Origin of the sequence: Acaricomes phytoseiuli DSM 14247 (assembly GCF_000376245.1) — a bacterium.
GTDB classification, from domain to species: domain Bacteria; phylum Actinomycetota; class Actinomycetes; order Actinomycetales; family Micrococcaceae; genus Renibacterium; species Renibacterium phytoseiuli.
The window spans coordinates 1-21,631 of the sequence record NZ_AQXM01000054.1 but is presented as its reverse complement, the minus strand read 5'-3'; the positions used below and the strand labels follow the sequence as shown (position 1 = coordinate 21,631).

Here is a 21,631-nt window from a genome sequence, read left to right as displayed (position 1 = left end):
AGCAGGCTCTCACTTCTCGAAGTCTTCGGGCTCGACTTCATCCAGAAAAGCCCTGAAATCCTGCATCTGCTGCTCTTCTTCCTCCGCGCTCTCTCCCGCCTCGCTGATCACCACACCGGCTTCTTCGATCACGGCGTCCTCACACCAGATCGAACTGCCGCCGCGTTGCGCCAAGGCCAGTGCGTCCGACGCGCGGGAGTTCACGGTGACCCCGTTGTCCAGGACTATCTGGGCGTAAAACACCGCATCCTCGATCGCGGAGATGATGATCCGGGAGATCGATCGACCCAGGGCTTGCAGGGTCTGATAGAAGAGGTCATGCGTGAGCGGCCTAGGCGGGATTACGCCCTGTTGAGCAATTGCGATAGCGCTGGCCTCCGGTGTGCCGATCCAGATCGGCAGATGGCGGCCGCCCCGCAATTCCTTGAGCAGTACGAGCGGCTGCGAAGAGGGCATTTCGATCCGGACCCCGACTAGTTCCATCTCGATCATTGCGACCTCCGCCCCTGTTATGATCCGCTGACTCTAAATATTCTGCGGTGCTGATACTGATGCCCTGCGGCTCCCAGATGCCTTCCTGAGACACAGGAGAGCCACCAGCCCGGTCAGTGGTCCAGTGCGGCGATGTGCCCTTGGACGAGAGCCGCATGCAGGCCGAGGCACAGCTCCCCGATTTCGCGAGCAGACTCGGCCGCCCGCGCTTTGGAAGAACCGTCCCGCCGGGAGAGTTCCGGCGAGACCACCCGCTCGATCAATCCGAACTCGCGCTCCGCCGCCGCCTGGAAAGGCCGCAGGTGCCGGGCCTCGATACCGTGAGCAGCCAGCGCAACACACGCCTTCGCAACGTGCAGGGCATGCTCATCGAAAGAGTCCTCGCCCTGGTCTGCGATCAGCCCGTAACTCATCAGGGACTCGAAAAGCTCTTTACTGGCACCGGACTCGGTGCGCAGCTGCTCGGCACTGAGCCGACGCGAACGAGCTGCCCGTTCCGCAGTATGCGAAGCATCCACGGGGCGTGGCGCAATCGCGGCGCTCACACCCGGCGGCAGCTGCTGCGGCCCCTCGCCACGATCGATGGCCTCCAGATACTCCCGGATAACTTTCAGGGGCAGGAAGTGATCGCGCTGCAGAGCCAAGACAAATCGGAGTCGTTCGATATCGGCATCGTCGAATTGCCGATAGCCAGCCGCAGTGCGCTGTGGGGTCACAAGACCTTTTTCTTCGTAGAAGCGAAGCTTCGAAGCGGTCACCGCAGGGAATTCTTCAGTGAGCTGGGCCAGAACGTCACCGATATTGTAGACCACCGATCGGCCGTGCTGCCTGACCTCATACCCTCGGCGCGCGCGCTGCACTGGCATAACAGCCTTAAGCCGCCGGGCTCTGGTAGTACGTCAGGCGGAATTTGCCGATCTGCACTTCACTGCCATGGCGCAGCAGCACTGAATCAACGCGATCACCGTTGACGTACGTGCCGTTGAGACTGCCGGAATCAACGACCCGGAAGCCCTCTTCTCCACGCCGAAATTCCACGTGCCTGCGCGACACCGTGACATCGTCCAGGAATACATCAGCATCCGGGTGCCGCCCCGCTAGGCTCGTCTCGGAGTCGAGCAGGAAACGCGCGCCCTGATTGGGCCCGCTATGGGCGATGAGCAGAGCCGAGCCCGCAGGCAAAGCCTCCACTGCGGCCAGCTCTTCCGCACTGAGATGGTACGGCAGAGCCGCATCTTGGCTGGGGAAATGGATCGAGGTGGACATCTCGTCAGAACCGATCTGCGAAACGGCACCCGTGTCACTCGTGACGCCGCCGGCCCCGTTCTGCTGCAGCTGCGGATCCGACCGGGTCTCAGCGCTATGATCGCTGCTGACCATCTCTTCTTCCTCCTTGCAGGGATTCAACCCAGACTTTTCTCATCGTGCACCCTGCTACAAACTCTTGGTGACCAAGAAATTTACTGATGACTTCCCGGGCACTTCCTGACACTTTGCTGATGCTAGTGCAGGGATATACCAGCCTAACCTACCTGCTGCTCGTATTCAGCCGCGCTGAGCAGGGAAACGTGGGAGGAGATATCCTCGAGCCGAACCTCGAGCAGCCAGCCCTCGCCATAGGGGTCGCTGTTGACCAGTCCCGGCTCGGCATCGAGTGTTTCGTTGCGGCTGGCCACTTCACCGGCGAGCGGTGCGTAGATATCGCTGACGCTCTTGGTGGACTCCACCTCGCCGATGACCTCACCGGCCCGCACAGCTGAACCCGCTTCCGGCACCTGGACGTAGACCACGTCGCCCAGCGCGTCCTGAGCGAAGTCGGTGATACCGATGCGCACTACGCCTTGCTCGTCAGGAGCGCCCACCCACTCATGCTCCGCGGTGTAGGAAAGTTCCTCGGGAATGCTGCTCATATCTTGGCCTTTCTCGATACCGGAAGTTACTGGTCAAGCTGCTGGTCGCAATAACGATAGTCAAGTTCCAGTCAACAGGGCCGAAGCATTTCCGGCAAGCCTGAAACCGTGATCTGCACGCCCTCGGCTGAATACAGCTTGGGCGGCGGAAGCACACACTTCCGCCGCCCAAGCTGGACTAGCTCATGAAATTCGTGATTCCCAGGCCGGGGAGTCACGCGATGACCTTATTTATTTCAAAGGATCACGCAGGGAGCTTGAGCTCCTGGCCCGGGAAAATCAGGTTGGCATTGGTAACGGTGTCGGCATTGGCGTCAGCCAGCAGCGCCCAGCCACCGGAGATCCCCAGCTTGCTGGCGATCGTGCCGAGCGTATCGCCGGCCTCAACCGTGTAGGTCTCGCCGGACAGCGGCACAGAGCCCGCCCGAGCAGCCCGGGGGGCGGCAGGAGCCTGAGCCTGAGGCGCCTGGTACTGAACCTGCTGCTGCGGCGCGGGCTGAGGTGCTGCCTTCGGTGCCGGCGCCGGTGCGGGTGCCGCTGCCGGCTTGCCACTCAGGCCGAGTTTGGCAGAGCAGGCGGGCCATGCGCCCCAGCCCTGACCTGCCAGAACGCGCTCGGCAACAGCGATCTGCTGCTCCCGGCTGGCGTTGGCGGGATTGCCCGTGCCACCGTAAGCGGCCCACGTGCTGGGCAGGAACTGCAAGCCACCGGAGTATCCGTTGCCGGTGTTGATGTTCCAGTTGCCACCTGACTCGCACTGAGCCAGAGCATCCCAGGTGCTGCCGTTAGCCTGAGCACCGGCGGCACCTGCGGCTAAACCGGCACCTGCAACAGCGGTAGCTACGAGAACGCGGCCAGCGGAACGACGGAAAGTGTTGTTCTTATTGGTCATTGTCAGCTGTCTTCGGCTGTCCCACTGCCGGGCACGATCTCCCGTTCAGCACCGTCGGCCGCTCCTGATCAAGTCTATTGCGAGGATGCCACCTCCCCGACGGTAAAGGAACAGGAGGTGACTGTTTTGGCCGAGGCGTACCTCAGCAACTACAGCGAGGCTACGGGATAGGAATACAGATAACAAATCAATAACGGCCGTGATGAACGCTGACTCCTTCAGTCACAGCTACCCCCAGCAGGTTGCATTCGAGCCGCGGAGCAGCCGGCTCGGAATATCGAGGGCTGGGTGAAAACCAACCGACTCCCCCGCCATTCCGGGCCGTGCGGCCTGTTGAAAAGTCTTCGCAGGTGCACCTCCGCAGAACAGCAAGACCCGACGCCGCCGGCACCTGCGCAGCGTTTCAGAAAGCAGCCTGAGAGCTACTGTGAGAATGATATGCACTCCGACAGATCGGAGAGACTGGCGACGAACAGCGGCGAGCAATGAACTCGGAGCGCGGAGCCGCTCCGCCTCGCCGCAATTCACAACCAGGGTTCACAAATATGAAGAAAAATGACTTCCCCGATATCTGTGACAACTCAGGATCAGAGAGCCAGCCCCCTGGAAGCACGCACGCAGATCTCCTCAACTCTCCTAAACACTCTCCTCAACAAGGGAGCAACCATCGGGCATCTAATTCCGAACACTGAAATATCCACAAGGCTAACCACTCGGTTCTTGTTCGATAATAAAAAATCTAGTAAAAGCGAAAAACAGAATGAGATTATCAACAGGTTTACCAAGCGGTCACCCTCATGCCTGAAATCCGTGCCAAAAATTCATCTTGCGCGTAACAAAGAATTAATATCCGGTAACACGAGCCATAGAAATCATTCGTTTTCATCTATTAGCACTGGGCACCCCCTGCCTACGAGCCGGCATAGCAGCACTGAACTCCCGGCATGCGACAACATGTCGCAAGAATTAATAATTTTAAAACAGTCTACACATGGGTTTTTATATATGTTGCGTATAAACTGATTGGCTGGTTCGCGAATTTTTCTTACCCCTTGACGCACTTCGAATCACCCGGCCAATATTGTTTCCGGGGACGCAGTATGAAGTTTTCTTCAGATAGTTATTTCGGAATCCGATCTTCTCGGCCTTGACAACCATGCTGACCGTGGCGATTCCGAGCGACTTCTGCTGAGAGAAGAACAGGAATTCTGCTATGCGTATTGCCTCTGACACCGACCCTCGCGCCATCCTCGCAATCAGCCCTTTCGCCAGCCCGGACGCCCGGTTGATCGCTAGTATCTGCGAAGCCGGAGCTCTGTGCGTCCTGGACCTCGGCGCCGATCCGACAGCATCGCAGAGCGCGCTCGTCGACCTGAAACGCTGGACCGACCGGCCCTTCGGCCTCCGGGTCGGCCCCGCCTGCGGTCTTGATCCCACGACTATCAGGGATTCCGGTGCCAGCCTGCTCCTTCTCGCCCCGCAGACAGATCTGACGTCTCTGGATTCCCTGATCTCTCAGAGTCGCCAGGGCCTGCCCGCGGATGTGCTGGTGGAAGTCCGGGATCTCACAGAGGCCAGAGCCGCCCTGAATCACCCGGTAAGCGGCATCGTGAGCAGAGGCTCGGACAGCGGCGGGCTGACCGGCGACACCAGCTCCTTCGTCTTACTGCAAGAACTGCTCAACGCCGATCTGGGGCTGCCGATCTGGGCCGCAGGAGGCATCGGGCCACATACCGTACGGGCCGTGATGGCGGCAGGGGCTGCGGGAATCCTCCTGGATACCCAACTGGCCTTACTCGAAGAAGCGACGATCCCTACCGCGCTGCGTTCAGCACTGCGCCGCATGGACGGTTCGGAGAGTACCTCCGTGGACGGCTATCGGGTACTTCGTCAGCGGCCTAAGATCGGCCATGCCCCGGGCTGCACGTCGCTCCCCCAGCGGCTCAGTGCCGAACAGATAAACCCTCAGCAACTAGGCGTGGATCCGGAACGGCAGTGGGTGCCGGTAGGCCAGGATGGCTTTCTGGCCCGGCGGTACGCTGAGCGCTGGGGCGACGTCACGGCCATGATCTCAGGATTGCGCGCCGCGATGAATGCACCATCGGACCCGAGCTTACTGCTCGAAGCCTCACCGCTGGCCCAGGATATGGGTACCCGGCTGCCCCTGGCACAGGGGCCCATGACCAGGGTCAGCGATCAGCCCGAGTTCGCCGCATCGGTTGCCGCAGAAGGCGGGTTGCCTTTTATCGCCCTGGCGATGTCTTCAGCCGAGCAGAGCCGAACTATGCTCAAAGGCGCCCAGCAGCTCTTAGCGGACCAGCCCTGGGGGGGTCGGCATCCTCGGCTTCGCCGATGATTCGATCAGGACCGCGCAGCTGGAAGTCGTCCACGAGGTGCAGCCATCGCACGCGATCATCGCCGGCGGCCGGCCCGCACAGGCCGCGGCGCTGGAGAGCGCTGGTATCAAGACCTTCCTTCACGTGCCTTCACCGGGACTTCTCGCTCAATTCCTGGATGCCGGCGTACGGCGCTTCATCTTCGAAGGATCCGAGTGCGGAGGGCATATCGGCCCCAGGAACAGTTTCTCGCTCTGGGAGGCCCAGATCGGGGTGATTCTGAAGCGCCTGCCCTCGCTCGCAGACCTGTACAGCGCACCCGTCACGGTCTACTTCGCCGGCGGCATCAGCGATGCTCGCTCCGCGGCCATGATCGCCGCCATGGCCACCCCTCTGGCAGAGCAAGGAGTCCGGATCGGCTTGCTCGTCGGACGGCTTATCTCTTCACCGAAGAAGCCGTGGCCTCAGGGGCTATCAGCGAAACGTTCCAGGCCCAGGTGATCGCCGGTTCGGGAACCGCCAAGCTGGAGACCGCACCGGGGCACGCGACCCGCTGCGTCGAGAGCCCCTTCACGGAGGAATTCCAGGCCACCAAAAGCCGGTTGAGTGCAGACGGCGTACCGGATAGAGAGGCCTGGGAGCAGCTTGAAGCCTTCAATCTGGGACGGCTCTGGCTCGCCAGCAAAGGAATCGAGCGGCGCGGCGAAGAACTGCTGCCGGTCGGCCCGGATCGGCAACTGACCGAGGGCATGTTTATGGCCGGTGAGGCGATCGTACTGCGGGACCGGAAGCTGACCATAGCCCAGCTCCATGAATCCCTGAGTACAGGAGGCGCAGCACTGCTCAGCACCCTGCCCTCAGGCCAGGAATCGGCGCAGGATCCCCAGCTCAGCGCCGAAGAACCCGCTACCTCGGCTCCCCTGGATATCGCGATCGTCGGCCTGTCCGGAGTATTCGCAGGCAGCCCGGACCTCGCCGCTTTCTGGGCCACTATGCTGAGCGGCAAAGACGCCGTGACCGAAGTCGACCCTGCACGCTGGGATCCTGCGACGTACTACGACCAGCCCACGGCCAACGGCATCCAGACTCCATCGAAATGGGGCGGGTTCCTGGACGACATCCCATTCGATCCCCTGCAGTACGGCATCCCGCCGGCGTCCCTGGGAGCCATCGAACCTGCTCAGCTACTAGCCCTGGAAATCGCGCGGCGGGCGATGGTCGATGCCGGCTTCAGCGGAGAGCGGCTGGGCGGTGCGCACCGCTCCCGGGTCTCAGTCGTCTTCGGCGCCGAGGCCGGAAGCGATCTCTCCAATGCGAACCTGCTGCAGACCATCTTGCCGGGTTATCTGAAAGAGATCCCCGAAGAGCTCTCCGCACAGTGGCCCCGACTCTCCGAGGATTCCTTTCCGGGCATGCTCTCCAACGTGATCGCCGGCCGGATCGCCAACCGCCTGGACTTGGGCGGCTCCAACTACAGCGTGGACGCCGCGTGTGCCTCCTCCCTGGCCGCCTTGGACATCGCCTGCAAGGACTTGGTCCTCGGCACCGCAGACGCAGTGCTGTGCGGAGCCGTCGATCTGCACAACACCATCCATGATTACCTGCTTTTCGCCTCGGTCACTGCACTGAGCCCCACCGGCCGCTCCCGGGCCTTCGATGCGGGCTCGGACGGCATCGCCCTAGGCGAAGGCGCCGGAGCCCTCGTGCTCAAGCGCCTAACTGATGCCGAACGCGATGGGGACCGCATCTACGCGGTGATCCGCGGAGTGGGCTCCTCGAGCGTCGGACGGTCACTGGGGCTCACCGCACCCCGGCCGGAAGGGCAGCGCTCCGCCTTGGAGCGGGCCTACCGCAACGCCCGGATCAGCCCCGTGCAGGTCGGCTTGGTGGAAGCGCACGGCACCGGGACGGTCGTGGGCGACCGCACCGAACTGAGCATGCTCACCAAGGTACTCACAGAAGCTGGAGCAGCACCTGGAAGCACCGCTATCGGCTCGGTGAAGTCACAGATCGGGCATACTAAATGCGCCGCCGGCATTGCCAGCCTGATCAAGGCTTCGCTGGCTATTCACCGCGGAGTCAAACCGCCTACTCTGCACATCACGAACCCCAGCCTGGCCTGGGACCGCGAACAGAGCCCTTTCGTCTTCCACCGCGAAGCAACCCCCTGGAACAGCCCCTTAGCCGAACGGGTCGCGGGAATCAGCGGATTCGGCTTCGGCGGGACCAACTTCCACGTGGTGCTCAGCGGACACGCTGGTGGCAAAACCGTCCCGGCCCGGCACAATCTGGACGAATGGCCGGCGGAACTGTTCCTCTTCCACGGAGAAGCCACCGATGCCATCCGCGCGGTCAAAGAACTCGGCGCCGTTGTGTCTCTCGGCGAAGACAACAGCAGGCCCTGGCGGCTTCGGGACCTCACTGCCGGCCATGCCCGCGCCGTTGCGGAGAGCGCGCACCGACCGGTAACCATAGCGATCGTCGCCCGCGATATCGATGAGCTCACCGTGCTCCTGGCCCGGGCCGCCCAGGGCGAAAGCGACCCCGATGCCGGGCTCTTCACCGGCAAGCAGGCATCGACTGAACCCGGCGGGCTGGCCTACTTGTTCCCAGGTCAGGGCAGCCAACGGCCCGGTATGCTCCGGGACCTCTTCGTGGCCTTCCCGGACTTGGCTGATCTACTCGAACTGGGCAAACCTTGGCAGTCGGTGATGCATCCTCGGACAGCGTTCGACGCCGAAACCGAGGCGCTGCAGCGAGCCGAAATCACCGATACCCGAGCGGCTCAGCCGGTTCTGGGCCTGTCCGCTCTGGCTCTCGGCCGGATCCTGGAGCGTTCCGGGGTGCGTCCGGACGCTGCCGCGGGGCACAGCTACGGCGAACTCCCGGCCTTAGCGGCAGCCGGAGCCTATGATGCAGAACAGCTCATCGCCCTGAGCGTCGCCAGAGCTGAAGCAGTGACCGAGGCCATCACTGCTACGGGAGGAGATCCCGGGAAGATGGCCGCGGCGTCTGCCTCAGCCAAGCGCATAGAAGCTGTTTTGAGCCAGGCAGGCTTGGCTGGGACCGTCACTCTGGCGAACCTGAATGCCCCCGAGCAGACAGTGCTCTCTGGACCCAGCGAACCCCTCGACACCGCGGTTGACGCACTGAAAGCAGCAGGCCTGAGCGTCAAGACTTTCCCTGTGGCATGCGCTTTCCACAGCCCAGTGATCGGCAGTGCCACCGAGCTCTTCGCGCAGTCCCTGGAAGACCTCCTACCCTCGCCCGCAGCCCTTCGGATACCGGTCTGGGGGAACCGGAATGCTGCGCACTACCCGGAGGACGATCCCTCAGTCCTCCGGCAGGAACTCACGGCACAACTCACCTCACCGGTGCGATTCGTGGAGCAAATCGAGTCTATGTACGCCGCCGGGCTGCAGACTTTCATCGAAGTCGGGCCGGGGAAGGTGCTGAGCAAGCTGGTGGCCACCACCCTCGGCGAGCGTCCACATACCGTGATCCCGCTGGCACCCGGTTCGACAGGGAACTTACATGAACTATTGGGAGGCCTCGCCAAACTCGCGGTCTCCGGGGTGAGTGTCGATACCGACTGGCTCTACCGCGGCCGCCGGCTGACGCAGAGCAATAGTTCCGCAATACCGACGGTTCCGGGGTGGAAGGTCAGCGGAGCCACCATCAGAACTCGTGTCGGGCAGGTCGTTCCCGGCGCCCTGACCCCTGCCCAACGCCTTCAGGAGGTTCCTACTATGCACCAGCAAACACCATCCGGGGCTCAGCCGCAGACTGAGCGGGATGCCCTGGTGGCAGAGTTCCTCCGGACCATCCGGGAGATGATCGCCGCGCAACGGGATATGCTCCTGGGATACCTCGGCACGAATACGGAAACCCCACAGTTTCACGCAGCGGCTCCAGCCGCCCCGCTCAAACAGCATTCGCGACGGTCAGCGCACCGGCGCCCGCAAGCCCGGCGAGCAGCACCCAGCTAAGCGCCCGGTCCAGTGCCCAGCCCAGCGCCGCGACATCCAGCGCTCCGGTTGGTGCGACGAGTCTGGAACCCAGCACGATCCTGGCCACCGTCGCGACCATCATCAGCGAACACACCGGATACCCCGCCGAAATGATCGAACCAGACCTCGACCTCGAAGCCGACCTGAGCATCGACTCCATCAAACGCACCGAAATCGCCGGAGAAATCGCCAGCCGCTTCGCCCAGCACGGCCTCAGCATCAACCCCACCGACCTCGACCAACTCGCCACCGCCCGAACCACAGAACACATCACCACCTGGCTCCAGCAACACCTCAACACCACAACCACCCCAACCGCCCCAACACCCGCAGTAACAACCGATGCCTCCTCGGAGGCCGTGCCCGGTCATGTTCCGGAACGTTTGCTGTTCCAGAAAACGCGGCTGGAATCACCGCGCCCGGCATCGAATCAGCTCGCCGGCCGAACCCTGCTCATCATCGGCTCCGGAGACATCGCACAGGCTGCTGCAGAAACCGCTATCGGATTCGGCGCGCAAGCCCGGGTCATCGCCGCGGAGCAGGCCGAGGCCGAACTCCGCACCGCTCAAGCCGACGGCGTGCTCTACCTGGACCCCCTGGAGAATCCCGCCACCGCGGAGGTCCCGGATGCTTTCCCGATCTTCAAAGCCGCACTCGCGCGGGCCCCACGGTACTTGCTGGCAGCACGGCCTCTGCGAGCACAAAGCGACCTCGCTGAAGTAGCCGAGCGCACGATAGGCCTGCGCGGATTGTTCCGCAGCCTGGCTCGGGAGTATCCGCAGACGCTGGTCCGGCTGATAGACCTGGAGCCCACCCGGCCGGCGGACACCGTGGCGCAGGCGATCATCGCCGAACTCGCAGACAGCAGTTACGAACCCATCGTCGATGTGGTCAACGGCGAACGCAGCGGCCTGGAACTGGCGGTGAGCGATCTGGGCCTGCTCGGTGCCACCGGCGCCGGGCCGGGCGGGGCGGGTTCCGCGGAAGCGGAGGCCTTGCAGCTCGATCAGGATGCCGTGGTGGTCCTGGTCGGCGGTGGCCGCGGGATCACCGCGCAGTTCGCCGCGACCTTGGCGGCGAGCAGTCGCTGCCGCCTGGAGCTGCTGGGCCGCACCGAACTGGACGATGCGGATAACGACGCAGAGAATGACGGCGAGCTGAGCGGGCTTGCGGACCGGACTTCACTGCGCCGGGCTCTCGCCTCCCGCCCGGGAGCCGTCCCCGCGGATATCGAACAGGAAATCAACCGGATCCTCGCCCAGCGCGAAGTGCGTACCACCGTGGATGGGCTGCGGGCTCTGGGCAGCGATGTCGGCTACCGCGCGGTGGACGTACGGGACACAACGGCCTTACGGGCAGCTCTTATGTCGACCTATGAGAAGTACGGTCGGATCGACGGCATCATCTACGCCGCCGGGGTGATCGAGGACAAACTCGTCGCCGAGAAGGATCCGGAATCCTTCCGTCGGGTCTACAGCACGAAGGTGCACGGTGCCGCCACGATCCTCGATGTCGCAGAGCAGTTGCCGGTCAGCCCGGGCTTCGTGGTCTTCTTCGGCAGCATCTCGGCTGCGCTGGGGAACCGGGGGCAGAGCGATTACGCTGCCGCCAATGATGCTCTCGAGGCGATGGGTACCGCATGGTCTCAACGCACCGGGCGCCGGGCGATGACGGTGCACTGGGGGCCGTGGGCTCCGGCAGAGCAGAACCCCGGCATGGTGTCCCCTGAGCTGGGCCGGGACTACGCCCGGCGCGGCATCAAGCTGATCGATCCGGAAGCTGGAACCTTCGCGCTCCTCAAGGAACTCGCCTGGGGGCAGCGCGATCTCAATGCTGTGGTCTACACCGCTTCCGCTCAGTGGTGATCCGGATGACTCTTGAAAGCAATGATCTGCTCGAATTATCCGCTGCCGCCGAGGCCGCGCCCGTGCTCATGCTCTCCGCTTCGAGCGTCGATGAACTGGAGCAGCTGCTCGCCGTTCCGGACGATGAGCTGCTCGAACGAATCGGGCAAGACCCGGGGGACGGATCGGTCCGGCTGGGCATCGTGAGCCCGGGTGCGCGCCAGCTGGCAACAGTCCGTAAAGCGGTCTCCCGGGGAGCCCCGTGGTATGGCCGAGGTGATGTCTGGTTCGCCCCTGGCCCGCTGCTTTCGGCGACTCCGGTGGGGTCCACCACAGGGAAATCAATCACGGCTGACCCGGATTCGTCGGGGGCCCTGGCTTTTATCTGCCCGGGTCTGGAGGCCGAATTCGCACCGTCCATCGACGATGTCATCGAGTGGTTCGGCCTGCCCGGTCTACGCGGCCTGCAAGGCAACGCTGGAAACTCTGCGGATTCTGCGAGTGCGAGCCTCCCGGAACGCTATGCCCATGCTCAGCATCAGGGCAGCGCCGTACTTCAGGTCTCCCGGCTCCTGGGCCTCGCGCTGCGGGAGCTGGGTGTAGAAGCCGATGCGCTCGCCGGGCACAGCGTAGGGGAATGGTCCGCAATGGCCCTGGGCGGGATGTTCACCAGCGATGCCCTGGATGAGATGCTCGATCGCTCCGAGTCCACGGTGAGTTTCCCGGGGTTGGCCTTCGCCGTGATCGGCGCTTCCGCGGCCGATGTCTCCGCCGCGCTCGGGAACCGCCCGGATGTGACCCTGTCCCATGACAATTCCCCGCAGCAGTCGATGATCTGCGGGCCCACGGCAGAGGTCGACCAGCTGGTCGACGCCCTCCAGGAGCAGGGCCGCATCTGTCGAATACTGCCGTTCTCCTCTGGCTTCCACACCCCCATGTTCCGAGAATATTTAGGGCAGCTGGATGAGGTCATCGGAGGGCTCGTCCCGCAAGCCGCGACGATCCCGGTCTGGTCCGCCACCACGGTGGAGCCCTTCCCTCAAGACTCCACACAGATCGCGGAGATCTTCACCAGGCACCTTCTCGAAGCCGTAAGATTCCGTGAACTCATTGAGAATATGTACGCCTCCGGTGTGCGCGGCTTCGTTCAGCTCGGGCCTGGGCAGTTGGGCACCTTAATAGCGGACACCCTGCGCGGCAGAGAGCATTTCGTAGTCAGTGCCAATGCTCCGCAGCGCAGCGGGCTGGATCAGCTCCGCTGCGTCCTGACCGCGCTATGGGCGTGCGGCCGCGCAGTGGATCTGAGTTTCCTGGGCATCTGCGACGCATCTTTCACCGATCTCTCTGATCTTTCTGATGTCAGAGATGTCACTGCTGTGGCAGAACCGGCTGATCCAGAACCGGCTGAGGTACTGCCTGCCGCCCTGATCTCCACCGACCCCCACCCCACCAATCCCCGCTCTACCAATTCCCTCTCAGCCAATCCCCTCTCAGCCAATCCCCGCGATCGGCTGCAGCAACTGGTCTCCGAGCAGCAGCTGAACCCTTTCCTACACCATGAGCTGGAGGCCTATCTGCAGGAAAGCGATACCGCGGTGGCCGATGTGCTCGAAGCCGCGCTCAACCCGGTTCACGCGGCAAGCGCTCGTAGCGGAAACCTTCTTCCTGACCATCGAACATCAGCGGTTCCGCACAGCGCCCCGGAGACGATCGGGCTGCCCGCGCAGATCAACCGTCTAGTGACGGTTTCCCTGGAGACCATGCCCGCGCTGGCGGATCACAGTTTCGTCCGGCAGCGCCCGGGCTGGCCTGAACCCGCCGACTTGTTCCCGGTGGTACCGGGCACCACTATCGTCACCCTGCTCATGGAAGCGGCAGAAGACATCACCGGCATGCGAGCGGTAGCGGTCCAGGACATTCATCTGGACCAGTGGGTGGAGGCTTCTTCTCCGCAGCAGGTGGAGATCACCGGGGAGCGGGTGTCCGCCGACTGGATGGCGATGTCCTTCGGCAGCTATGCGCATGCCAGAGTGCAACTGGCACCCGAGTACCCGCAGACGCACCCCGCGCCGGAGACTGCCGCCCCGGATGAGCCTCAGGATGTGCTCCCGATGACCGCTGCCGAAGCGTATAGCAAGCACTGGCTCTTCCACGGCCCCCGGTATCAAGGGCTGCTCGCTTTCCGCGGGATCGGCGAGCACCATATCCGTGCGACCGTCACCGCCAGAGAAGGTCAGGGATCGCTGCTGGATACCATTGGGCAACTCGCAGGATTCTGGCTGATGGCACGTTTCACCGAACGCGCGACGGTCTTCCCGATCGCTGCGGACGGGCTGCGTTTCTACGGGCCGGAACCACCCCGCGGTTCGGAACTCGAATGCGCCCTGACCATCACTGAGGTCACGGACCGCTCATTCCACGCCAACGGCCGGATCAGCTGGCAGGGCCGGCTCTGGTGCGAGATCACCGGCTGGCGGGAGCGGCGTTTCGACAGCCCGCCGAACATCCGGCAGCTCGACGAGCGGATAGAGCACTGCACCGTGGCTGAGCCGCAAGCCGGTGGCTGGATGCTGCTGCCCGACCACTGGCCGGATCTCGCCTCCCGCGAGATCACCCTGCGCAAATATCTGGGCCGGGCCGAGCGCGCAGAGCATGAAAGCTCTCCCCCGCGCGGACGCAGGCAGCTGCTACTCGGCCGGATCGTGGCTAAAGACGCTGTACGCAGGCTGCTCTGGCAGCAGCCCGAGCAGCAGGAAGCGATCTTTCCGGCGGAGATCGGCATCGGCCACCGGAGCACAGGATCCCCCTATCCCTATGGTCTGCACGAGCGGGAACTGCCGGAGATCTCACTGAGCATCGCGCATAGTCAGGATCTGGGCGTCGCCCTGGCAATTTCTGGCGGGGAGCTGGCCGGTATCGATGTGGAACAGCTTGCGGAACGCCCCGAGTCGTTCCTGGAGGTCGCTTTCACCCCAGCCGAGCGCACTCTGCTGCAGCGACTTGAGGCGAGCTCTTCCACCAGCGACACTGCGCTTGGCACAGATTCCTGGGCCGCTTTCTGGCGGACGGGCTTATTCTGCGCCAAAGAGGCCGTGGGCAAGGCCTGCGGCACAGGCCTTGCGGGTGAGCCACAGAGCATCAAGGTGCTCAGCGCAGAGGCGAGCTCTTCAACGGCCAGCCCGGAACACGTACTCACCGTGCGCCATCCCGCGGTCTCCGGGGAGGTCACGATGCGGCTGCGGCTGATCCGCCATACCGCGCCAGCACCAACCCGGGCAGCACAGAACTACCTCGTGGCATGGACCACCATCCCCGCAGACAGGCTGACGTCAGCACGAGCTGCTGAAGCGCAGCGAACAGCAACAGCAAGAGAGGAAGCATCATGAGCATCGAAGAGACGGTCACTGCAGAAACTGCTCCATCGGCACCAGCCGGAAGCGCCGATCCGGAGCAGGTACTGGCTGAGATCTCCAGCATCCTTTCCGACATGGTGCAGGAATACGGGCTCGATGATGTCGAGATCACCCGGGAAACCTCGTTCCAGGAGGACCTGGAGCTGGAGAGCATCGATCTGGTCTCCTTCGGCGGTAAGCTCCGGGAGCATTACGGTTCGCGCGTGAACTTCGCGGCGTTCTTCGGCTCCCTGGACCTCGACGAGATCATCGAGATGCGCGTGGGCCGCCTGGTCGACTATGTAGTGGCGTGCCTGAACCCCCCAGCAGACTACGCAGACAAGGAGCACTGACGTGCCGATTCTCGAAGTCAACGGGCAACCGCTCAACTATGAGATCCTCCGGGGGGAAGGGCTCAGCCCGGAGCAGCCTCGGCAGACCCTGGTGCTGGTCCACGGGATCATCATCGATAATCTGGCCAGCTACTATATGACGATCGCCCCGGCCATCGCGGCGGCCGGCATCGACGTGATCATGTTCGACCACCGGGGGGGGGCACGGCAAGAGTGCCAAGATCCCCAGCGGGTACCACCTCCAGCACGTGGTCGAGGACATCAGGATGCTCCTGGACGCCGTGCATGACGGCACCCCGGTGCATATCGCCGGTAATTCCTATGGCGGCACGGTCGCATACGGCATCGCCCTGGAGCATCCGGACCGCGTGGCCTCCATGATCTCCCTGGAAGCGGAGCCGCCCACCCCCGCCTGGGCGGATACGATGCGGGAGACGTTCCAGCAGGCCAAAGAAGAGATCTATAAAGCCGATGCCATGGTCCGGGCAGTGGCTGCTTATGGACTCGCCGGGGCGAAGATCCTCAAGCTCTCCCGGAGACTGGCCAAAGAAACCAGGTTCTTCGAGGAGCTCCCGGAGTCCGCCACCGTGTCCACCGAGACCGTCGCCCAGTTGCCGGTGCCGGTGCTCGCCATTTACGGCAGCGAATCCTGGCTCTTCGAACAGGAGCCGGTGATGCGCTCACTGCTGCAGAACACCACCACGGTGGTGGTGCCGGAGGGTCAGCCACTCGGTGCTCACGGAGGTCCCTCGCCTCCTCGAGGAAGAATTGATCACGTGGATACGCAAGTATCCTCCGGTCCCTGACCCGCAGGACCAGGGCAGAGACCGCAGCCCGGTTCCCGTGGATTGAGCACATGCGCATCCTTATCGTCGTCCCTCCGCTGGTAGGGCACAGCAGCCCGCTGCTCTCCCTCGCCGAAGAGCTCGTTCGGCGCGGTCATGAGGTGGCTTGGGCGGGCATCGGCTCCTTTCACCGGGATTTCCTGCCCGCGGGGGCCAGGCTCTTCGAATGCCGTACCGGCTGGGCGGAACTGCCGCAACGACCGCCCACACTGATGGGCCCTGGGGCGCTGAAGTTCTTCTGGGAAGAGGTCTTCGTACCCTTGGCCGATGGCATGGCAGAGGATGTCGAAGCCGCCGTCCAGAGTTTCGCCCCGGACGTGATGGTGGTGGACCAGCAAGCGCTCGCCGGTGCCATGGTGGCGGAGCGGCTCGGTATTCCCTGGATCACCTCGGCCACGACGATGATCGAACTGGTCAACCCGCTAGCGGCCTTGCCTAAAGTATTGCACTGGCGGGACGAGCTCCTTCTGGGGCTGCGTCAACGGATCGGCAATCCGGCTGCGGTTCATGATCCGCTGTTCTCCCCCTGGTTGACCATCGCCTTCGGTCTCGAGGGACTTTTCGAAGCTTCCACTGAACGCCCGGGCAGTGCCTGGGCCGGTCACCCGCTGGGCCCCGTGGAGTTCGTCGGCCCGGTTTTCCGTCCAGCTGGGCTGAGTGCTGAAGATGAACGCGTGATGAGCTGGGTGCAGAAGAGCACGGAACCCACCGTCTTAGTGGCTCTGGGTACCACTAACGTCGGTGCTGGGAACCGCTTCCTGCACGCCGCTGCGGGAGGTCTTGCCGCGGCCGGTGTTCGCTGCGTCTTCGCTGACCCCGCAGGGGCTCTACGGGATCTGCCGTCACCTCCAGGACGGCTGGTGGCGCCTCGGATTCCGCAGCAGCAGCTGCTCGAGCACACCGCTGCTTTCATCAATCACGGCGGGTACAACAGCGTCTGCGAGGCGCTCTGGTTCGCGGTGCCGATGGTGCTCGCGGGAATCCGCGATGATCAGCCGATCATTGCCGAGCGGGCGGCAGCATACGGTGTCGGCGTCGCGGTGCGGTTCAGCCGGAGCACCGCGCAGCAGATCGCCGACGCGACCCGAACCGTGCTGGATGATCCCGTCTACCAGCAGAACGCCCGCCCTTATCAGGAGGCTTTGCGCACTGCCGGCGGCTTGTGCGCAGCGGTCGATGCCATCGAACGGGTGATGGATCATGCAGTTGCAGTCAGCTGACTACTCAATGCAACTACTCAATGCAACTAATTGCATATAGAAACGGATAAGATGCACGTGTGGCACTGAAGCACGCTATTCTCGTCTCGCTCGCGGAGAAGACCGCGAGCGGTTACGATCTGGCGCGCCGCTTCGACCGCTCCCTGGGCTTCTTCTGGCAAGCCAGTCATCAGCAGATCTACCGGGTTCTCGCTGATCTGGAAGCCTCAGGCGATATTCAGGCCAGCAGTGCCGCCGGTGCCGGGCGCCGGGAACGCAGAACCTATCGACTCACCGAATCCGGCAGGGCAGCGCTGCACCAGTGGAGCACCGAGCCCACACCGCTGGAGCAGTCCCGCAGCGAATTCGCGGTGAAAGTCCGGGGTATGCAGCATGGCAGCCCGGAGGCGGTGTTGACTGATATCCGGCGGCAATTAGCAGCGCATCAAGAGCGACTGAGCTACTTCGAAGCCGAAGCCGCCAGGAACTACCCGGAGCCGGCAGCACTGACCCCGGATCAGCTCCCGCTCTACCTGGTGCTGCGCGGAGGCATTCGCAGCGAAGAAAGCTATATCGGCTGGTGCCAGGAGATGCTCCAGCTCCTAGAGGAGAGATCATGAACTACCCCCTGCTCCTGACCCCCTTGCAGATCGGTGCGCGCACTCTGCGCAATCGGGTCGTGATGGGATCGATGCACACCGGCATGGAAGACCGCAGCAAGCACTTTCCGGAGCTGGCTGCCTACTTCGCCGAGCGCGCAGCCGGCGGAGCGGCCCTCATCGTCACGGGCGGTTTCTCCCCCAACCTCGAAGGCGCGCTCACTCCTGGCGGCGCTATGCTGCGCAGCCACCGGGCGGCCGAGAAACACCGGCTCGTCACCGATGCCGTCCACACCGCGAACCAGGACTGCCTGATCTCGCTGCAGATTCTGCACGCCGGCCGCTACGGCTACCAGCCCCTGTTGCGCGCCCCCAGCCGGATCAAATCACCGATCACCCCCTTCACCCCTCGAGCCCTCTCCTCCCGCGACGTGGAGAAGACCATCACCGACTATGTGCAGACCGCCAGATTGGCTCAGTATGCCGGCTACGACGGCATCGAGATCATGGGCTCGGAAGGCTATCTGATCAATCAGTTCCTCTCAACCCGGACCAATCACCGGGAAGATGTCTGGGGCGGAAGCGCCCGGAATCGGATGCGCTTCCCGCTGGAGATCGTCCGGAGGATCCGCGAAGAAGTCGGTGAAGGGCTTGTGCTCGGCTACCGGATCTCACTGCTGGATCTCGTCCCTGAAGGCCAAACTTGGGAAGAAGTCGCAGAGCTCGCGCTGCTCCTCGAAGAAGCCGGGGTATCGGTCTTCAATACCGGCATCGGCTGGCATGAAGCCCGGGTGCCCACGATCGTCACCTCGGTTCCCCGCGCGGCCTTCACCGAATGGAGCGGTAAGCTCCACAGTCTCGTGAAGGTCCCGGTGATCGCCTCGAACCGGATCAACACCCCGGAAACCGCCGAACGCATCCTCGCCGAAGGCCAGGCGGACTTGATCTCGATGTCCCGGCCGTTCCTGGCCGATCCGGAGTTCGTGGCGAAAGCGGCCAGCGGCCGCCGCGAAGAGATCAATATCTGCATCGCCTGCAATCAGGCCTGCCTGGACCATACCTTCGCGCATCAGCGGGCCAGCTGCCTGGTCAATCCCCGGGCTGGGCGCGAAACCGAGCTCCAGCTGCTGCCGGTCCCACCGCAGCGTAGGAAAAAGATCGCCGTGATCGGGGCCGGCATGGCCGGACTAGCCGCGGCGACGGCCAGTGCCGAACGCGGGCACCGGGTGACTCTCTTCGAAACCCGGGACAGCATCGGCGGTCAGTTCCGGCTGGCGATGCGGATCCCCGGCAAGGAGGAATTCGCGCAAACGCTGAACTACTTTGGATATCAGCTGGAGCTGCACGGCGTAGAGCTGCAGCTGGGCCGCAGCCCCCTGGCCGCTGACCTCCAGGAATTCGACGATATCGTACTCGCTACCGGGGTCCGGCCCCGGGTACCGGCGATCGAGGGTATCGACCACCCGATGGTGCTGCTCTACGATGAGCTCCTGCGCGGCGATCGCCCGGCAGGAGACCGGGTGGCCATCCTCGGCGCAGGCGGCATCGGCTTCGACGTCGGCGAGTACCTTCTCGATGAACCGGGCACCGCCCCCGGGGTGGCCGAGAGCATCCCCCACTGGCAGAAGCGGTGGGGAGTCAGCACCGGACCAGAGCTCCCCGGAGGCCTCACCACCCCGGTCCTGGAGGCACCCCGGCGGCAGCTCTTCTTGCTGCAGCGCAAGGAGACGCCCTTCGGCGCAGGCTTGGGCAAGACCACCAACTGGGTGCACCGCGCAGCGCTCAAAGCCGGCCGGATCGAGATGATCGGTGGCGTCAGCTATGAGCGCATCGATGATTCGGGGCTGCAGATCCGGTTGGCCGACGGCACGCTGCGGACGCTCGAGGTCGACAACGTGGTGATCTGCGCCGGCCAGGAGCCGGTCAGGCCGTTCAGCCCGGAGGAACTGGATATGAGCACGGAAAGGTTCCACGTGATCGGCGGTGCCGATATCGCCGCCGAGCTGGATGCCAAGCGCGCGATCAAACAGGCCACTGAGCTTGCGGCCAGAATGTGATCCTCCAGAGCCTCGGAGAACCGCGGCTGCACCATCCCGGGTAGTTACGGTACCGCTTCCACAACAGGAGTAGGCAACGCAGGGAGATCTGCAGGATCAGTGAAAGTAAAAACACTCAGTTCCTGGATTGCATCGAGTCGGATACCGAACTGCTGTAAAGTTCCCGCGGAGTCGACCCAGTATTTGGTGCGGTCATCAGCACTGCCCGAGGGCGCGGAGCCCGAAGGGCCCGGTGCAGCGGAGGACGCAGGCGCTGAAGTTTCAGGAACCGTCCGGGGAGGCGGCCCAAGGAATACATCGGTGAGCACGCCATTGAGCTGCTCCTGCCCCACCCATTGGGCAGTCCCCTGCTTCACCAGAAGCGGGTTCTCCGGACGGTCCGCAGTCAGCAGAAGTAGAGCGGCCAGGCCTTTGGCTAGCGGCGAAGTTTCCGGATCCAGAGTCGCCTTATCCCAGCCAGAGACGTCCTGGCCAGGATCTGGTAGCCCCGAACCGTCTTGACCTGCGGGAAGCTCTCGGAACGCCACTGTCTGTCGAGTCCAGCTCACCAGGAACGGCGGCTTGCCCGCCGTGGTATCGGGCCGGATTTCTGCCAGGCCCGCGCTCCCCGCGAAGTCCAGCCAGCCGGCCAGCTCATAAGACCCTGTCTGATTACGTAGCGTACCGGTCACCTGACGAGTCCCCGCATCGAAGTTCCGGAATCGGATTGAGGAGAGCCGGTAAGCTTCTTCATCGCTCAGTGCCCTAGGAGAAGCCGCTGAGACATCGCCGCCGCCTTCGGTCGGAGACGAACACCCTTGAAGCGCAAACACGACGATCATCAAGGACACTAAACCAATACCCGCAGCGACAAGGCGGCGCAGTATCTTCATGTTCGCCTTTTCATAGCTCCAGAGATGGTGGTGAGCCGTCGGGCTCACCACCATCTGATGTGGCCAGTAGCTACTAGATCTACTAGTTCTTACGCCGTTTTCCTGCGGTCAGGAGCAAAAGCGCTCCGCTCCCGAGAATGCCTAGGCCGAGAAGCATCATTAGCACCACACCCCCGGCTCCCGTAGGCGGCAAGGGTGGTTCCAGACCGTCGATTTCATGCCAGGTCTGCTCACCTGTCTCAAGCAGCGTGTTAGTGATCCGCCCCGCTGCAGCATTGTCCTTGACCTTCACTTGGAACGTCACCGTGACCGTTTGCCCGGCTCCCACGGTGCCTTGCCAGCGTATATAGCTGCCATCCAGGACGGCCTGCCCTGAACTAGCCGATAACGTCCCCGGCAGAACATCTGCCCGCGGTAGGACGCCCTTGAGGTCGTCGGTCAAAGTGGCGTTGTCGTAGGGAACGTTACCGGGATTCCTGGCAGTAAGCGTATAGTTTATGACCTGCCCACGCTCCACTTTGCTGCCAGAGATCGGATCAGCAACCTTGGCATACTCAATCAACGGATGAACCACCTCAATATCCGGCTCGATCAAGTAATTACGCAACGTACCCGTCGCACCATCCTTGATCTTCACTGAATACGTAATCGTCGCCGACTCACCAGCCCGCAAAGCACCAGACCAACGCACCGTCGTACCATCCAAAACCGCCGAACCCACCGACGCCGTCGGCCCATCCACCAAATCAGCCTTATCCAGCACCTGCGACATATCATCCGTCGCCACCGCATCCGTGGTCGTATCCACCGAGCCTGAATTCTTCACAGAC

At 63.3% G+C, this 21,631-nt stretch carries 19 protein-coding genes; 11 read left to right on the top strand and 8 right to left on the bottom strand.

The features are described 5' to 3' along the window. Positions 1–9: 9 nt before the first annotated feature. The 5 genes from C501_RS0105595 to C501_RS0105575 all read right to left on the bottom strand — a co-directional run bounded on the left by C501_RS0105595 (position 10) and on the right by C501_RS0105575 (position 3,294). On the bottom strand, positions 10–492 hold the full coding sequence (locus tag C501_RS0105595) for a bifunctional nuclease family protein (protein WP_018134649.1): 483 nt from the start codon (positions 490–492) through the stop codon (positions 10–12). A gap of 113 nt (positions 493–605) precedes the next feature. Continuing rightward, positions 606–1,358: a transcriptional regulator FtsR gene (gene ftsR, locus C501_RS0105590; RefSeq protein ID WP_018134648.1), complete on the bottom strand. Its 753-nt coding sequence runs from the start codon at positions 1,356–1,358 to the stop codon at positions 606–608. 7 nt (positions 1,359–1,365) lie between these two features. Then, the gene (locus C501_RS0105585; protein ID WP_043568352.1) at positions 1,366–1,758 is read right to left on the bottom strand and encodes an FHA domain-containing protein; all 393 of its coding nucleotides are present in this window, start codon (positions 1,756–1,758) and stop codon (positions 1,366–1,368) included. A gap of 257 nt (positions 1,759–2,015) precedes the next feature. Further along, entirely contained in the window at positions 2,016–2,402 is a 387-nt protein-coding gene (gcvH, locus tag C501_RS0105580) for a glycine cleavage system protein GcvH (protein ID WP_018134646.1), read from the bottom strand. A gap of 244 nt (positions 2,403–2,646) precedes the next feature. After that, the gene (locus C501_RS0105575; protein ID WP_018134645.1) at positions 2,647–3,294 is read right to left on the bottom strand and encodes a LysM peptidoglycan-binding domain-containing protein; all 648 of its coding nucleotides are present in this window, start codon (positions 3,292–3,294) and stop codon (positions 2,647–2,649) included. Between the two features lie 1,213 nt (positions 3,295–4,507). On the opposite strand from C501_RS0105575, the gene C501_RS14590 reads away from it, so the two are divergent. The 3 genes from C501_RS14590 to C501_RS14580 are packed head-to-tail and all read left to right on the top strand — an operon-like array spanning position 4,508 to position 9,619. After that, positions 4,508–5,650: a nitronate monooxygenase gene (locus C501_RS14590; RefSeq protein ID WP_211206351.1), complete on the top strand. Its 1,143-nt coding sequence runs from the start codon at positions 4,508–4,510 to the stop codon at positions 5,648–5,650. Positions 5,651–5,687: 37 nt separating this feature from the next. Continuing rightward, on the top strand, positions 5,688–6,131 hold the full coding sequence (locus C501_RS14585) for a beta/alpha barrel domain-containing protein (RefSeq protein ID WP_211206350.1): 444 nt from the start codon (positions 5,688–5,690) through the stop codon (positions 6,129–6,131). Next, a complete protein-coding gene (locus C501_RS14580; protein ID WP_211206349.1) occupies positions 6,089–9,619 on the top strand; it encodes a type I polyketide synthase in 3,531 nt (1,176 codons plus the stop codon). Before C501_RS14585 ends, C501_RS14580 begins: the two co-directional genes overlap by 43 nt. Here the strand turns inward: C501_RS14580 and C501_RS14575 are convergent. Continuing rightward, on the bottom strand, positions 9,555–9,722 hold the full coding sequence (locus C501_RS14575; RefSeq protein WP_211206348.1) for a hypothetical protein: 168 nt from the start codon (positions 9,720–9,722) through the stop codon (positions 9,555–9,557). The genes C501_RS14580 and C501_RS14575 overlap by 65 nt on opposite strands. Before the next feature lie 28 nt (positions 9,723–9,750). On the opposite strand from C501_RS14575, the gene C501_RS14570 reads away from it, so the two are divergent. Genes C501_RS14570 through C501_RS0105540 form a run of 8 tightly spaced genes read left to right on the top strand, consistent with a single transcriptional unit; the run spans position 9,751 to position 19,929 of the window. After that, entirely contained in the window at positions 9,751–11,505 is a 1,755-nt protein-coding gene (locus C501_RS14570) for an SDR family NAD(P)-dependent oxidoreductase (protein WP_211206347.1), read from the top strand. A 5-nt stretch (positions 11,506–11,510) separates the two neighbouring features. Then, the gene (locus tag C501_RS12650; protein WP_156807652.1) at positions 11,511–14,870 is read left to right on the top strand and encodes an acyltransferase domain-containing protein; all 3,360 of its coding nucleotides are present in this window, start codon (positions 11,511–11,513) and stop codon (positions 14,868–14,870) included. Then, entirely contained in the window at positions 14,867–15,229 is a 363-nt protein-coding gene (locus C501_RS0105560) for an acyl carrier protein (RefSeq protein WP_018134643.1), read from the top strand. The genes C501_RS12650 and C501_RS0105560 overlap by 4 nt, the downstream gene beginning before the upstream one ends. Position 15,230: 1 nt before the next feature. Next, the gene (locus C501_RS13540) at positions 15,231–15,518 is read left to right on the top strand and encodes an alpha/beta hydrolase (RefSeq protein ID WP_051064480.1); all 288 of its coding nucleotides are present in this window, start codon (positions 15,231–15,233) and stop codon (positions 15,516–15,518) included. Next, positions 15,478–16,035 (top strand): alpha/beta fold hydrolase, encoded by a 558-nt coding sequence (locus tag C501_RS12645; protein ID WP_245532417.1) that lies wholly within the window; start codon positions 15,478–15,480, stop codon positions 16,033–16,035. Before C501_RS13540 ends, C501_RS12645 begins: the two co-directional genes overlap by 41 nt. Before the next feature lie 50 nt (positions 16,036–16,085). Then, positions 16,086–17,294 (top strand): glycosyltransferase, encoded by a 1,209-nt coding sequence (locus C501_RS0105550; RefSeq protein ID WP_018134642.1) that lies wholly within the window; start codon positions 16,086–16,088, stop codon positions 17,292–17,294. Between the two features lie 59 nt (positions 17,295–17,353). Further along, positions 17,354–17,893, top strand: coding sequence for a PadR family transcriptional regulator (locus C501_RS0105545; protein WP_018134641.1), 540 nt, complete (start codon positions 17,354–17,356; stop codon positions 17,891–17,893). Beyond that, entirely contained in the window at positions 17,890–19,929 is a 2,040-nt protein-coding gene (locus C501_RS0105540) for an NADPH-dependent 2,4-dienoyl-CoA reductase (protein WP_018134640.1), read from the top strand. The genes C501_RS0105545 and C501_RS0105540 overlap by 4 nt, the downstream gene beginning before the upstream one ends. Positions 19,930–19,973: 44 nt before the next feature. On the opposite strand, the gene C501_RS0105535 is transcribed toward C501_RS0105540, so the two are convergent. Continuing rightward, on the bottom strand, positions 19,974–20,801 hold the full coding sequence (locus tag C501_RS0105535; RefSeq protein ID WP_156807651.1) for a hypothetical protein: 828 nt from the start codon (positions 20,799–20,801) through the stop codon (positions 19,974–19,976). Positions 20,802–20,883: 82 nt separating this feature from the next. Continuing rightward, positions 20,884–21,631, bottom strand: a 748-nt coding sequence (locus C501_RS12640) for a DUF7927 domain-containing protein (RefSeq protein ID WP_043568341.1), incomplete at its 5' end; no start/stop codon positions are given.

Coding starts and splice junctions, on each gene's coding strand:
- C501_RS0105535 (WP_156807651.1), bottom strand. CDS start 20,801: ATGAAGATACTGCGCCGCCTTGTCGCTGCGGGTATTGGTTTAGTGTCC.
- C501_RS0105560 (WP_018134643.1), top strand. CDS start 14,867: ATGAGCATCGAAGAGACGGTCACTGCAGAAACTGCTCCATCGGCACCA.
- C501_RS0105585 (WP_043568352.1), bottom strand. CDS start 1,758: ATGTCCACCTCGATCCATTTCCCCAGCCAAGATGCGGCTCTGCCGTAC.
- C501_RS0105575 (WP_018134645.1), bottom strand. CDS start 3,294: ATGACCAATAAGAACAACACTTTCCGTCGTTCCGCTGGCCGCGTTCTC.
- ftsR (WP_018134648.1), bottom strand. CDS start 1,358: ATGCCAGTGCAGCGCGCGCGCCGAGGGTATGAGGTCAGGCAGCACGGC.
- C501_RS0105595 (WP_018134649.1), bottom strand. CDS start 492: ATGATCGAGATGGAACTAGTCGGGGTCCGGATCGAAATGCCCTCTTCG.
- C501_RS14570 (WP_211206347.1), top strand. CDS start 9,751: ATGATCGAACCAGACCTCGACCTCGAAGCCGACCTGAGCATCGACTCC.
- C501_RS0105550 (WP_018134642.1), top strand. CDS start 16,086: ATGCGCATCCTTATCGTCGTCCCTCCGCTGGTAGGGCACAGCAGCCCG.
- C501_RS14590 (WP_211206351.1), top strand. CDS start 4,508: ATGCGTATTGCCTCTGACACCGACCCTCGCGCCATCCTCGCAATCAGC.
- C501_RS14575 (WP_211206348.1), bottom strand. CDS start 9,722: ATGATGGTCGCGACGGTGGCCAGGATCGTGCTGGGTTCCAGACTCGTC.
- gcvH (WP_018134646.1), bottom strand. CDS start 2,402: ATGAGCAGCATTCCCGAGGAACTTTCCTACACCGCGGAGCATGAGTGG.
- C501_RS12650 (WP_156807652.1), top strand. CDS start 11,511: ATGACTCTTGAAAGCAATGATCTGCTCGAATTATCCGCTGCCGCCGAG.
- C501_RS0105540 (WP_018134640.1), top strand. CDS start 17,890: ATGAACTACCCCCTGCTCCTGACCCCCTTGCAGATCGGTGCGCGCACT.